General features: G+C 58.1%; 14 protein-coding genes, 1 tRNA gene and 1 rRNA gene. 9 read left to right on the top strand and 7 right to left on the bottom strand.

All coding sequences use genetic code 11. From position 1 onward, the window contains the following. Positions 1–225 precede the first annotated feature (225 nt). On the top strand, positions 226–3,075 hold the full coding sequence (locus tag CDUR_RS10745; protein WP_179418206.1) for an FAD-binding and (Fe-S)-binding domain-containing protein: 2,850 nt from the start codon (positions 226–228) through the stop codon (positions 3,073–3,075). 26 nt (positions 3,076–3,101) lie between these two features. Here the strand turns inward: CDUR_RS10745 and CDUR_RS10750 are convergent, their stop codons facing one another. Beyond that, positions 3,102–3,965 carry a fructosamine kinase family protein gene (locus CDUR_RS10750; RefSeq protein WP_179418207.1) on the bottom strand — a complete coding sequence of 288 codons (864 nt, stop codon included), beginning with the start codon at positions 3,963–3,965 and terminating at the stop codon, positions 3,102–3,104. Between the two features lie 18 nt (positions 3,966–3,983). Next, positions 3,984–4,229: a hypothetical protein gene (locus CDUR_RS10755; RefSeq protein WP_179418208.1), complete on the bottom strand. Its 246-nt coding sequence runs from the start codon at positions 4,227–4,229 to the stop codon at positions 3,984–3,986. Between the two features lie 176 nt (positions 4,230–4,405). On the opposite strand from CDUR_RS10755, the gene CDUR_RS10760 reads away from it, so the two are divergent. From CDUR_RS10760 to CDUR_RS10780, 5 genes are all read left to right on the top strand, one after another. After that, a complete protein-coding gene (locus CDUR_RS10760) occupies positions 4,406–5,269 on the top strand; it encodes a trypsin-like serine peptidase (protein ID WP_179418209.1) in 864 nt (287 codons plus the stop codon). A 113-nt stretch (positions 5,270–5,382) separates the two neighbouring features. Next, positions 5,383–5,709: an ArsR/SmtB family transcription factor gene (locus CDUR_RS10765; RefSeq protein WP_179418210.1), complete on the top strand. Its 327-nt coding sequence runs from the start codon at positions 5,383–5,385 to the stop codon at positions 5,707–5,709. Beyond that, positions 5,702–6,136, top strand: coding sequence for an SRPBCC family protein (locus CDUR_RS10770; RefSeq protein WP_179418211.1), 435 nt, complete (start codon positions 5,702–5,704; stop codon positions 6,134–6,136). Before CDUR_RS10765 ends, CDUR_RS10770 begins: the two co-directional genes overlap by 8 nt. Positions 6,137–6,150: 14 nt before the next feature. After that, on the top strand, positions 6,151–6,501 hold the full coding sequence (locus CDUR_RS10775; RefSeq protein ID WP_179418212.1) for a nuclear transport factor 2 family protein: 351 nt from the start codon (positions 6,151–6,153) through the stop codon (positions 6,499–6,501). Between the two features lie 4 nt (positions 6,502–6,505). Further along, positions 6,506–6,865, top strand: coding sequence for a TfoX/Sxy family protein (locus tag CDUR_RS10780; protein WP_179418213.1), 360 nt, complete (start codon positions 6,506–6,508; stop codon positions 6,863–6,865). A gap of 44 nt (positions 6,866–6,909) precedes the next feature. Here the strand turns inward: CDUR_RS10780 and CDUR_RS10785 are convergent. From CDUR_RS10785 to pgm, 4 genes are all read right to left on the bottom strand, one after another. Further along, positions 6,910–6,982 (bottom strand) — tRNA-Ala (locus tag CDUR_RS10785). A gap of 101 nt (positions 6,983–7,083) precedes the next feature. Then, positions 7,084–7,851 (bottom strand): DsbA family protein, encoded by a 768-nt coding sequence (locus tag CDUR_RS10790; RefSeq protein WP_179418214.1) that lies wholly within the window; start codon positions 7,849–7,851, stop codon positions 7,084–7,086. Between the two features lie 149 nt (positions 7,852–8,000). Further along, positions 8,001–8,444 carry a MauE/DoxX family redox-associated membrane protein gene (locus CDUR_RS10795; RefSeq protein WP_179419119.1) on the bottom strand — a complete coding sequence of 148 codons (444 nt, stop codon included), beginning with the start codon at positions 8,442–8,444 and terminating at the stop codon, positions 8,001–8,003. A 158-nt stretch (positions 8,445–8,602) separates the two neighbouring features. After that, a complete protein-coding gene (pgm, locus tag CDUR_RS10800; RefSeq protein WP_179418215.1) occupies positions 8,603–10,261 on the bottom strand; it encodes a phosphoglucomutase (alpha-D-glucose-1,6-bisphosphate-dependent) in 1,659 nt (552 codons plus the stop codon). A gap of 133 nt (positions 10,262–10,394) precedes the next feature. On the opposite strand from pgm, the gene CDUR_RS10805 reads away from it, so the two are divergent. The 3 genes from CDUR_RS10805 to CDUR_RS10815 are packed head-to-tail and all read left to right on the top strand — an operon-like array spanning position 10,395 to position 11,535. After that, positions 10,395–10,757 (top strand): fluoride efflux transporter family protein, encoded by a 363-nt coding sequence (locus CDUR_RS10805; RefSeq protein ID WP_179418216.1) that lies wholly within the window; start codon positions 10,395–10,397, stop codon positions 10,755–10,757. Further along, on the top strand, positions 10,754–11,050 hold the full coding sequence (locus CDUR_RS10810; protein WP_179418217.1) for a CrcB family protein: 297 nt from the start codon (positions 10,754–10,756) through the stop codon (positions 11,048–11,050). The genes CDUR_RS10805 and CDUR_RS10810 overlap by 4 nt, the downstream gene beginning before the upstream one ends. A gap of 8 nt (positions 11,051–11,058) precedes the next feature. Next, positions 11,059–11,535, top strand: coding sequence for an SRPBCC family protein (locus CDUR_RS10815; RefSeq protein ID WP_179418218.1), 477 nt, complete (start codon positions 11,059–11,061; stop codon positions 11,533–11,535). A gap of 80 nt (positions 11,536–11,615) precedes the next feature. Here the strand turns inward: CDUR_RS10815 and rrf are convergent. Further along, positions 11,616–11,734 (bottom strand): 5S ribosomal RNA (gene rrf, locus CDUR_RS10820). Positions 11,735–11,765 lie beyond the last annotated feature (31 nt).

An 11,765-nucleotide genomic window follows, 5' to 3' on the forward strand; every position in this document is an offset into this window, starting at 1 on the left:
ACCCCCACCTCGGGGGTGAAGTTCCACACGCACCATGAACTCACTACACCATCTGAACCGAATTCTCCAGGTATTATGCTAGAAATAGGTTAACCTAACCTCATCAAAAACCACATTTTTCACCCCTTAACGTGCAGCACGTCCCCATACGGCACCCCCGTTAGGCGAGTACCGTGGAGTTAGCCCTCCACAACTATTTCTGACTCATCCGAACGGAGTACTGCCATGTCCGTCACCACATCCCGATCCATCTTGTCCGAAGGCAACGCAGCCGCGTTGGCTGCCCTGCGCGCCGCATTAGGCGGCGATTCTTCCGTAAGCACCCGCGAATTGGACCGCATGGCCCTAGCTGTGGATGCCTCCCACTACCTGCACGCCCCGGATGCGGTGATGCGTGCGAAGTCCCCGACTGACGTGGGCGTCGCTATGCGCGTCGCTGCCGAAATGGGCTGGCCACTGACGTTCCGCGGCGGCGGCACGAGCCTGTCTGGTCAGGCGCTGTCGGAGGGTTTGACGGTGGATGTCCGCAGGCATTTCCGCGGCATGGAGATTCTGGATGGCGGCCTGCGTGTACGCGTCCAACCGGGGCTGACCATTGCACAGGTCAATGGGGCGCTGGCGCGTCATGGCAGGAAGCTGGGGCCGGACCCGGCGTCGTCAATTGCCTGCACCATCGGCGGCATGATCGCCAACAATTCCTCGGGCATGACCTGCGGAACCACGGCGAACGCCTACCGAACCATCGATTCCATGACCATCGCCCTCCCCAGCGGAACAGTGGTGGATACGGCGTCGCCGCAGGCAGACGACATTCTGCGCACCCACGAGCCCGCGCTGGTGGAGGTGCTGGAGCGGCTGCGCGACACGCTGCGCGGCGACAAGTACCGCGCGGACATTGAACGCCGCTACGCCATCAAGAACACCATGGGCTATGGCATCAATTCCTTCCTTGATTTCGATACGCCCGCCAAGATTCTTGAGCACCTGATGATCGGCTCGGAAGGCACCCTGGGGTTCGTCGCGGAGGCCGTGTTCAACACCGTGCCCGTACCCAAGCGCACCGCCACCGGACTGCTCATGTTTGATTCACTCGATGCCGCCACTGAGGCCCTGCCCAAGCTCGTCTACTCAGGTGCCGATGTGGTGGAGCTTATCGACGCCGCCTCCATCCGCGCCATGGGTCCCGATGCCTCCTCCGTGCTCCCGAAGGGCTTCAACGTGGATCAGCATGCTTCGCTACTGGTGGAGTACCAGGCTATGGATGATGAGGGCATCGCCGAGCACATCGCCACTGGTGAGGCCACATTTGAACAACTTGATGGCCTCTCCACTCCCCCGGAAATGACCAACGAGGCATCCCGGCGCGCCCAAATGTGGGTGATGCGCAACGGCCTGTACACAAAGATCATGCGCAACCGCCCGAAAGGCACGATGGCGCTGTTGGAGGACATTGCTGTGCCCATGGAGCAGCTCGGCGGTGTGTGTACTGAGCTACAGGTGCTGTTTGATAAGCACAACTATGATGGCGCGGTGATTTTCGGGCACGCGAAGAACGGCAATATTCACTTCCTGGTCACGGAGGATTTTGCTGGCCCTGAGTCCTTGAACCGTTACGACCAGTTCACCGAGGACATGGTGGAGTTGGTGCTGCGCGAGCAGGGCACGTTGAAGGCTGAGCACGGCACTGGACGTATCATGTCCCCATTTGTGCACCGTCAATATGGTGATGATCTGTATCAGGCCATGGTGGACGTGAAGAACGCCTGCGATCCGAAGCGGATTCTCAATCCTGGCACGATCATCACTGACGATCCGCAGCTGCATCTCAAGCACATCAAGCCCACCGACCCGGTCCGTCAGATCATCGATGACTGCGTGGAATGTGGCTACTGCGAGCCCGTGTGCCCATCCCAGCACCTGACCACGACGCCCCGCCAACGCATTGTGATCCAGCGCGCCATCGCTGCCTGTGAGGCCACCGGTGCCTATGACCTGGCAGAACGCCTGAAAGAGCAGGAGGTGTACGATGTCGTCCAAACCTGCGCCGTGGATGGTATGTGTCTGACGGCCTGCCCCGTGAAAATCAACACTGGTGATCTGATTCGCGCAAAGCGGCGGGAAACCCAGAACGAGACTCTGGACAAGGGCTGGAAAGTTGCGGCAGAGCACTGGGACATGGTGCTGCGTGGGGCGTCGTTAGGCATGACCACGACCCATGCGTTGCCGACAACACCGCTGCGTGGGGCTCTGGGGTTGGCACGTAAAGCCCTGAGCGAAGACATCGTGCCTACCCTGACCAGTGAGCTTCCCGGCGGCGGCAAGGTGCGCAAGCCGCAAACGGTGCCCAACCCGGATGCCATTTTCATGCCCGCGTGTGTGGGCACCATGTTTGGCACCGAGCATGCTTGCGGCACCGGCGTGGGCGGCGCGGTGCGGGAACTCGCGGCCTACGCGGGCCTGCGACTCAGCACGCCGGCGGGTGTTCAGGAACTCTGCTGTGGTACCCCCTGGAAGTCGAAGGGTCTGGCCAAGGGCTATGAGGTAATGAAGGACAAGCTCACCTCCTGGATTGTCCAACACACCCACCACGGGCGGATTCCACTGGTGTGCGACAACGTGTCCTGCACGGAAGGCATTATTGTGGCGTTGAAGAACGCCGGGGTTGAGGGCATTACCGTCATGGATGCCACGGAATGGGTGGCCACCTATGTCGCGCCGGTGCTTCCGCCGCTGGCCAAGGCTCACAAAGCGGCGGTGCACCCGACCTGTTCCTCCACGCACCTGGGCGTCAACGATGCGCTCATGATGCTGGCCGGACTGGTCGCGGACGAGGCCATCATTCCCGACGGCTGGCGCTGCTGCGCCTTTGCCGGTGACCGCGGCCTGCTCCACGAGGAACTCACCGCCACCGCTACCCACGACGAGGCACGCTCCGTCAAGCACCTTGATGCCGACTTGTTCCTGTCCTGCAACCGCACCTGCGAACTCGGCATGACCCGCACCACGGGACACACCTATGTGCATGTGTTGGAGGAGCTTGCGGCGCGCGTCGCTGATCGGGCGGGAACGCGCTGACCGCAGCACCGACCTGGCTGAGTGTTCTACCCAGCGAGGTCGGTGAGTACCCGTACGACCGACGCCCCGTAACCCCCACCAAATAAAATCGCGTGGACCAGCAGGGGCGGCAACTGGTACCAGGGCACCCGCTCGTGCCATCCGTCAGCCAGCGGATAGGTGTTGTTGTAGGCGATGAACGCATCCTTACCGAACCCGCCAAACAAGAGCATCATGGCCAGATCCACTTCGCGATGTGCATAGTACGCCGCCGGATCAATCAACCAGTTCCGCCCCTCCACATCCACCAGACGATTCCCACCCCACAGATCACCATGCACCAATGCTGGTGGCTCATCGGGCCCACACAAATCCACTGCTTTGGGCAGAAGCTCGTCAAAAAGACGCTGCACCCCACTCGGAACAGCACCCATCGCCGTGGCCTGCGTAATGAGCGGCTGGACACGCCTATACACATAAAAGTCCGGCCACGACTGCGTCGGCGTTAGATCGACCTCCACCGAGCCAAGAAAACCCGAGTCATCCCCATCAATCCCGCCGAAATGCGGCTGCGGAACCTGGTGTAGTTCCGCCAAACTGGTGCCAAGGTCGGCTTCCGAGGTGAACGTGCGGCCGCCCTCCTCAATCCACTCCAACATCAACCCGCGTGACGACGCCCTGACAACCTCCGGCACACCCAATGTTTCCGGCACTGTATCCCGCAGGGCTTTCAAGCCACGCGCCTCCCGCTCAAACATCTGCTTTTTGGGTTTCTGATGTGCTTTTAGGAAATATGATGTATCTGGAGTATCAACGCGAAAAGCCTGGGAAATATCACCGCCCGAAAGAGGTGTTACACCGGTGATAGTGAGGCCGTCAGTTAGTTCCGCCGGGAGTTGTGAGTAGTGCATAAAGCCCAGACTACCTGGTTATTTACTCTTACGCGGCCACCCATACACCGCCACAATGAATAGGAAAAGTGCGGCGCCGGAGTTCACGTAGATAAACGAACCCCAGTTATAGGTATCATCCACGCCCAGCAGATCCCGTACCCAGAAGTAAGCGGCAGCGCCTATGGCCAGCGTCAACCATCGCAACACCAAACTACGCAGGCTAATGTCAATAACAATCGGCCTGTCATTGAAGGTGAAACGTATTTCTTTCTTGTCCGACACGGTAATATTCCTTATTCCCTTGGCGGGCAAAGAACAGATCGTCACAAGCAGTAATATCACACTGACTATCGTTAGCATTTGTTATATGAATATTTCCCTTCATTTTTATTATTTTGCTAGTAATATTTTTCAGTATGCCAAAATTTTCTCAACGTATAAGTAGTGCATGTGCCACAATGATCCTGACCGCAGGGGCGCTAGCCATAACAGCGACAGCTCCCGCCGTGGCCGCTCCCGTCGACAATCCCACCATTGACCCGGTGGGATACAACATCGTCAACGGTGTGCAAGACCAAGAGCATCCGATTACTGTCGCCGATATCACCAAAGACACCGGCAGCAGCAGCACACCCTCATCCCTGGGTACGCACCCCATCCTGGAGCAGGACAACGTTGAAGAAAAAATCATTGAGGGCGATTCCCGTACCCAAGTCACCACGACCACCGAAGCACCATTCCGTTGGGTGGGGCTCATCACCTACACCACGCAAGCTGGTGGAACTGGTCGATGCACAGGTTCACTTGTCGCCGCCGATACCGTGGTCACCGCAGGACATTGCCTCAATAAAAACGGCAGCAACATCACCTTCACACCGGGCCAAAACGGCGCAGACAAGCGCTTTCGCACGGCCAAAGCAAGACAAGTCTGGTACGACAAAACTGGCAGTGCCGCTGGCCACGATTGGGGTGTAATCAAACTGGAAACACCCATTGGTTCCGACGTCGGCTGGTTTGGCATGCGCACGCCCGAACCTGGATCCCTCAACGGCAGCTTTGCCACCGTCATCGGATATCCCGGCGACAAACCATTCGGCACCATGTGGAAGGGTCGCAACAAGATCCTGAAAGCCAACAAACTACAGGCGCATTACTCCGCCGATACCTCCGACGGCGAGTCTGGCGCATCCATAGTTGACGACACCGCCATCATCTACGGCATCCACACCAGCGGCACCAACCAACAAAACTGGGGAACACTACTCACCGGTGAGTTGTTCAACACGATCGTGAACATTTCCAAACGGGAGGTGGAGGGCTAAGAGATGCCTACCACCTGGTGCGCTGGGCGTCGATAAGCGCTTATTCAAACGATCTTGAGTACAAATTTTTATTTGTGCTAGGGTGAGGTCACCAGTGATTAAAGAGGTGACATGTGGAAGCAGCAGGGAATATCGACGCCGCATTGCGTGCGCTGGCTGACCAAAACCGTCGGGCAATCTTGCGGGTGATTCGTTCGGGGCCACAGCCCGTCGGCGCGGTGGCGGAAACGGTTGGACTATCGCAGCAAACGACATCGCACCACCTACGCACCCTTCACAAGGCAGGTCTGGCGGCCCTCAGTACAGACCGTACGCGTCATTTGTATGCGGTCAACACCGATGGACTTGCTGCGGTGCGCTCCTACCTTGACGAATTCTGGCCTGACAAGCTCGCTGCCCTGAAATCTGTCATCGAGCAGCGGGAGGCGAAGGATGGCTGAGTTCCAGGACTTCATCGACATCGCCGCGCCACCCGAGACCGTATTCGACTACCTGACCACCAACGACGGAATGACGGCGTGGATGGGGCAATACGCTGACCTCGACCCGACACCAGGTGGACAGTTTGCCGTTGACATCACTGGCCACCCCGTGCGAGGCGAATACCTGGTGGTCGAGCCCTACAGACGTGTGGTGTTCACATGGGGTTTTACAGGCAGCGACCACTTGCCTGCCGGAGCATCCACGGTCGAATTTCTCTTGACTCCCATCAACGGCGGCACCCGTGTTGAGCTGCGCCACTTCAACCTTCCAGAAACCGAAGTCGCAGGCCACAAGCACGGTTGGACTCATTTCCTACCTCGTTTGAAAACTGCGGGCGCAGGGCACGACGCCGGACCAGATCACTGGGAACCCCTCCCCGACTGAAAGGAATCGGTTCCATGACCGCCTACGAGATCGTGAAAAACTACCACCAGGCGTGGACGACAGGTGACATTGAGTTGGCAATGTCCTACATCGCCGACAACATGACATGCCGGGCGCCCGGTGTTGACCTGACTACCAAGCAGGATTATCGGGACTTCATTGCAGGATTCGCCCCACGTCTCACCGGGATCGGCGAGATCGCGGAGTTCGCTGACGGCGACAAGGTTGCGTTGTTTTACTACCCAAAGACCGCCGTCACGGATACCGCCCCCGCTGCGGAACTCTTCACGGTGCACAACGGCGTGATCACTGAAAGCGTCTTAATTTTCGACCGGCTCTCCTATGCGCCGCAGAAAAAAGGCTAAACCCATGACAGCCATGACACCTGAACAGCAGGCACTTATTCAGCGCATTCAGTCGTTGATGACTGACCAGTCAGATGTGAGAGAGGTTTCGATGTTCGGCGGGCGCGCGATCATGGTCAACGACAAGATGATCGTCAGCGCAGGAAAAGCCGGTGACCTCCTAGTTCGCGTTGACGCAGACCAGCATGACGCGCTCCTTTCAGAACCCGGTGCTGCTCAAGCCGAAATGGGTGCGGGGCGACGCATGGGGCCAGGTTGGATTACTGTCAGCTCCGAAGCTATCGCTGACGATGAATGCCTGAGTTTCTGGGTCGACGCGGCCATGAGCTACAACAAGGCCGTCACCCGCGCCAACCAGAACTAAAAAACCCGGTCACAGCATCTCTACTGTGACCGGGTTTTTATCTGTGGAGCTAACGGGACTCGAACCCGTGACCCCCACACTGCCAGTGTGGTGCGCTACCAGCTGCGCCATAGCCCCTTGGTGGACTCCTCAAATGTACACGCTGCACTCATGTTGCCACAAATCAGCAGGCAAAAGACATAATACGCCATGTCGAGGAGTCGCTACAGAACTCAGTGTTAGCTTCCTGTTACTTGAGCAACCCAGGCGTCGCTGACTTGCTGGCTGCTGTCCACAACAGAGACATCTTGGCCGTCCTTGTTAATCACGCGGGGCGAGGAAACGCCACGGCCGAGCCCTTCCAGCTTGGAGGTGTTGGTGTCCTTCATCTTCAGGAAAGCATCTTTTTCTTTCTCATCCTTGATGGCTTTGGTGACATCCTCGGAGGCACCAAGTGTTTCAGCGGCTTTGGCGAACTGCTCGTTGTCCCACTTGTTGTACACGTCTTTCTGGTTGTTCATCAGCATGGCGCGGAAGTTCCAGTAGAGGTTTGCATCGCCGCTCTTGGCTACGGCGAGCGCCGCAGTGCCCGCGCGAGTGGAATGGCCTTTGTCGGTGTCTTGGCCGCGGTCCAGGAAGTTGAGGGTGCGGACGTTCACCACGAGCTTGCCTTGATCGATCGCGTCTTTCATGGCATCGTCGCTGGCGATGGCCAGTTCAGAGCAGTGGGGGCAAGAGAAGTCTTCGTAGAGGTCTACTGTGGGCGTCTCAGCGGTTGCGGAGGCGCTTTTCAGCGTCACAGCGTCATCGGCAAAGGTTTCAGTGAAGGAGACGTTTTGCTTCTCCCACTGTGCTGCGATGTCGTTAGAACCACCCCCACCGCCGTGTGACTTTTGGCCGTTGATCACAATGTAGCCCACCACAACGGCAGCAATGACGATCACGGCGAGCAGCGCCCAGAGGAACCCGTTGCTGCTTTCGTTGGGGGACTTGATTTTGGAACTCATGAATTTAATCCTCGTGAAACAACTAGAGAAGGAAAGCGCAGGGCGCTCACAAACTCTTACGAACTTAACTCCGTAAGAGTTTATGCGCCATGCGCCTTAAATGCACTGTCAGTGATTGTTCGCGGCTACTACATAGCTGCTATGTATAGCTACACGTAAAGGGCCCATTTCTTGAAAGGCCACTTCACTACCCACACCGCTCCCGCAGCAAATACCAGGTCGCGGAGTATTTCTGACAAGTATGTCCATGCTGTGACGTTGGCGTTGTAGCCACCTCCGCCGAAGCATCCGCAATCGATGGTCAACCCCCGTGCCCACGCGGAGATGATGCCTGCGATGAACACAGCGAAGATGACACCAGATACCGCAGCTGTGGCCCGGAGGAAAATGCCCGCGAGCAGCATGACCCCGAGCGCGATTTCGATGACAGGCAGTGCGGTGCCGATGAGGTCTGAGACGTCTCTGCTGAATAGCTCGTACGCGGCCACGGATTGTTTGGTGGTCACGGGGTCGGCCAGTTTCTGCCAACCGCTGACAAGCCAGACGACAGCGAGTCCGAATCGGGCGATGAACCCGATGGCGGTGGTGACCATCGCCGTCTTGTTATTCTTACCCGACTCAGCGTGCGCGGAATCGGCACCGCCCGCGTCGGCGTTGTTGGGAGTTAACGTCGTAGACACAGCACCCAACTTTAGTGGGTTTGGTCGGAAATGACTACCACGCAGCACGCCACCCAAACGTCACAGACACATTACCCACCGAGCACGTCGTCTACGAGCTCGGCGGCCTCAGACTGCACTTTCGCCAGGTGTTCCTCACCGAGGAAGGACTCAGCGTAGATCTTGTATTTGTCCTCGGTACCGGACGGCCGCGCAGCAAACCACGCGTTTTCGGTGCAGACTTTGAGTCCGCCGATGGGTGCGCCGTTTCCTGGAGCGTGGGTGAGCTTCGCGGTGATCTCTTCCCCGGCCAACGTGGTTGCCGTAACCTGTTCGGGTGACAAGGCTTTCAACACGGCCTTTTGCTCGCGCGTGGCGTTGGCATCGGTGCGGGCATAGACGGGCGCACCGTATTGTTCCGCAAGCTCGGCGTAACGCTGCGATGGGGTTTTTCCGGTCACTGCGGTGATTTCAGAGGCCAGCAGGTCAAGGATGATGCCGTCTTTGTCGGTGGACCACACTGTCCCGTCGTGCCGGAGGAAGGAGGCACCGGCGGATTCCTCGCCACCGAAGCCGATGGTGCCGTCGATAAGCCCTGGCACAAACCACTTGAAGCCAACAGGAACTTCCTCAAGGCGACGTCCCAGTGCGCCCACCACGCGGTCGATCATGGAGGAAGAAACCAAGGTTTTACCCACAGCAGTCTCGGGCGACCAGCCGGGGCGATTGCCAAACAAATACTCAATGGCCACAGCCAGGTAGTGGTTGGGGTTCATCAGGCCAAAGTCGGGGGTGACAATGCCATGGCGGTCGGCATCGGCGTCGTTACCAGTTGCGATGTCGAACTTGGAGCGGTTGTGCACCAGGGACGCCATGGAGTTGGGCGAGGAGCAGTCCATGCGGATCTTGCCATCGGTGTCTAATGTCATGAAACGCCAGGTTGCGTCCACCTTGGGGTTGACCACAGTGAGGTTGAGTCGGTGGGCGTCGGCAATCGCACCCCAGTAATCTACGGATGCGCCGCCCATAGGGTCGGCACCGATGCTCAGTCCAGAGCTGCGGATTGCCTCAATGTTCACCACATTGGGCAGGTCGGCAATGTAGGTGTCCAGGTAGTTGTAAGGGGTGCAGCGGGAATCCAGTACGCCGGAAACGGGTACGCGTTTCACCCCGGTCAATCCTGCGCGCAGCAGTTCGTTGGCGCGGTTCGCAATCCAATCGGTGGCATCGGTGTCGGCCGGGCCGCCGTTGGGTGGATTGTATTTAAAGCCGCCGTCGCGGGGTGGGTTATGGGAAGGAGTGATGACAATGCCGTCGGCACGTTTCGGGTCGGTGCCGGTGACACCACCAGGGAGTTTGGCGTTATGAGCAAGGATGGCGTGCGACACTGCCGGGGTTGGGGTGTAGCGCCCGCGGTCGTCGACAAGCACAGCAACATCGTTAGCCAGCAGCACCTCAAGCGCAGATACCATCGCGGGTTCGGAAAGCGCATGGGTGTCGCGGCCGATGAAGATGGGGCCGTTGATGCCTTGCTGCGTGCGGTAATCCACAATCGCTTGGGTGGTGGCGTGAATGTGGTTTTCATTGAACGCGGAATCAAGGGAGGAACCGCGGTGCCCGGATGTTCCAAAAGCGACCTGCTGGTCGGGGTTTTCTACATCGGGAATGCGTGTGTAATAGGCGGTGACCACCTCGGCGATGTCGATGAGGTCCCGATCTTCCGCCACAAGACCTGCACGTTCATGTGCCATAATTGTCTCCTTAACAAAACTCGAACTATAAATGACGCTAGTTAACGTCTATCTTGCTCTGATTTTCGCCTGCCCGCACGATACGTGACGCATCTCCCTCCCCAACAGCACGTTTTCCACTACATTCCAAAGAATGGGCATCATTCCACCTAGCATTCGCGACATCCTTACCGTTGGCATCGGTGCCGCGCTCGGGGCGGTCACACGCTTCCTGATCACGAGCACCATACCGGTGGGCGGCCTCTGGTCGCTCTTAGCCATCAACATCGCAGGCTGCTTCCTCATGGGACTCATCCGTCCAGGGTTGTTCTGGGGCACAGGTTTCCTCGGTGGGTTCACCAGCTTCAGCACCTACATGCTGTTCGCCCATCACCTGTTTATCGACGCCCCTCCCCTCCAGGCCGCAACCTACCTTCTTGTCACCAGTGCTTCCTGCATTGGCGCCTGGATACTTGGCGATTGGATCCATTCTTTGAGACCAGAGGCTGCGGCATGACGACCATCCTTCAAATAGCTTTTGGAGGATTCCTCGGAGGCAGCCTCCGCTACCTCCTCTGTCGGCTCCCCCACGGACTTCTCCTCGCCAACACCATCGCCTGTTTCCTCCTCGGGCTATCCCAGCACAGTCCCTTCCTTGCCGTCGGCATCGCCGGAGCCCTTTCCACGTGGTCAAGCCTTGCCGCACATCTCGGACCGCTCCTTCGCACCTCCCGAGCACGGTTTGTCCGAAGTATCTGCGCCACCACGCTGTGCGGATATGCCGCGATTCTTATCGGCTTATCCGTATAGTTCAGGTCATGGATCTTAAAGACTTCCAATATTCAGAATCAATACTTATCGACGCCCCCGCACACCACGTCTACGATCTTGTCACCGATGTCACCCGCACCGGCGAATGGAGCCCCATCGTAGAAACCTGCTGGTGGAAAGAACCTTCCGACCACGCCGAAGTTGGGGCGTGGTTCATTGGACGCAACGTCACTCCCGAACGCACATGGGAAACCGAATCCCTCGTCACCGAAGCCCAGCGACCCATCGCATTCCAATGGGCCGTCAACGGTGGCGTTGTCCGCTGGGGATACACCATCGCCCCCACCGATACCGGGTGTGAGCTCACCGAAACCTGGGAGTTGACCCAGCAAGGACTCGACTTTTTCCGCGAAAAATACGGCGACGACGCTGAAAATCAACTCGCCGACCGCCGAGCAGCGGCACTAGCAGGTATTCCCGCTACTTTGGTTCGTATCAAAGAAATTGCCGAAACCGCCGCGTAACAACAAAAAAGGGGTGGGTGGGGTGCCGGTGCCACACAGGCACACACAACACCCCACCCACCATCATTTGGAGTTATTAATGCTGGCAGTAACCTACTCTCCCACACCCTCCCAGGTGCAGTACCATCAGCGCCCACAGACTTAGCAACCGGGTTCGAAAAGGACAACCGGGCGTGACCCTGCGACTATCACCACCAACACACCCAACACAACTGGTGTTGTGCCAGACA

The organism is Corynebacterium durum (assembly GCF_030408675.1).
GTDB classification, from domain to species: Bacteria; Actinomycetota; Actinomycetes; order Mycobacteriales; family Mycobacteriaceae; genus Corynebacterium; species Corynebacterium durum.

Excerpts from the sequence above, each read along its gene's own strand:
- CDUR_RS10745 (WP_179418206.1), top strand. The coding sequence starts at position 226 with ATGTCCGTCACCACATCCCGATCCATCTTGTCCGAAGGCAACGCAGCC.
- CDUR_RS10750 (WP_179418207.1), bottom strand. The coding sequence starts at position 3,965 with ATGCACTACTCACAACTCCCGGCGGAACTAACTGACGGCCTCACTATC.
- CDUR_RS10760 (WP_179418209.1), top strand. The coding sequence starts at position 4,406 with ATGATCCTGACCGCAGGGGCGCTAGCCATAACAGCGACAGCTCCCGCC.
- CDUR_RS10770 (WP_179418211.1), top strand. The coding sequence starts at position 5,702 with ATGGCTGAGTTCCAGGACTTCATCGACATCGCCGCGCCACCCGAGACC.
- CDUR_RS10775 (WP_179418212.1), top strand. The coding sequence starts at position 6,151 with ATGACCGCCTACGAGATCGTGAAAAACTACCACCAGGCGTGGACGACA.
- CDUR_RS10780 (WP_179418213.1), top strand. The coding sequence starts at position 6,506 with ATGACAGCCATGACACCTGAACAGCAGGCACTTATTCAGCGCATTCAG.
- CDUR_RS10790 (WP_179418214.1), bottom strand. The coding sequence starts at position 7,851 with ATGAGTTCCAAAATCAAGTCCCCCAACGAAAGCAGCAACGGGTTCCTC.
- CDUR_RS10795 (WP_179419119.1), bottom strand. The coding sequence starts at position 8,444 with ATGGTCACCACCGCCATCGGGTTCATCGCCCGATTCGGACTCGCTGTC.
- pgm (WP_179418215.1), bottom strand. The coding sequence starts at position 10,261 with ATGGCACATGAACGTGCAGGTCTTGTGGCGGAAGATCGGGACCTCATC.
- CDUR_RS10805 (WP_179418216.1), top strand. The coding sequence starts at position 10,395 with ATGGGCATCATTCCACCTAGCATTCGCGACATCCTTACCGTTGGCATC.
- CDUR_RS10810 (WP_179418217.1), top strand. The coding sequence starts at position 10,754 with ATGACGACCATCCTTCAAATAGCTTTTGGAGGATTCCTCGGAGGCAGC.
- CDUR_RS10815 (WP_179418218.1), top strand. The coding sequence starts at position 11,059 with ATGGATCTTAAAGACTTCCAATATTCAGAATCAATACTTATCGACGCC.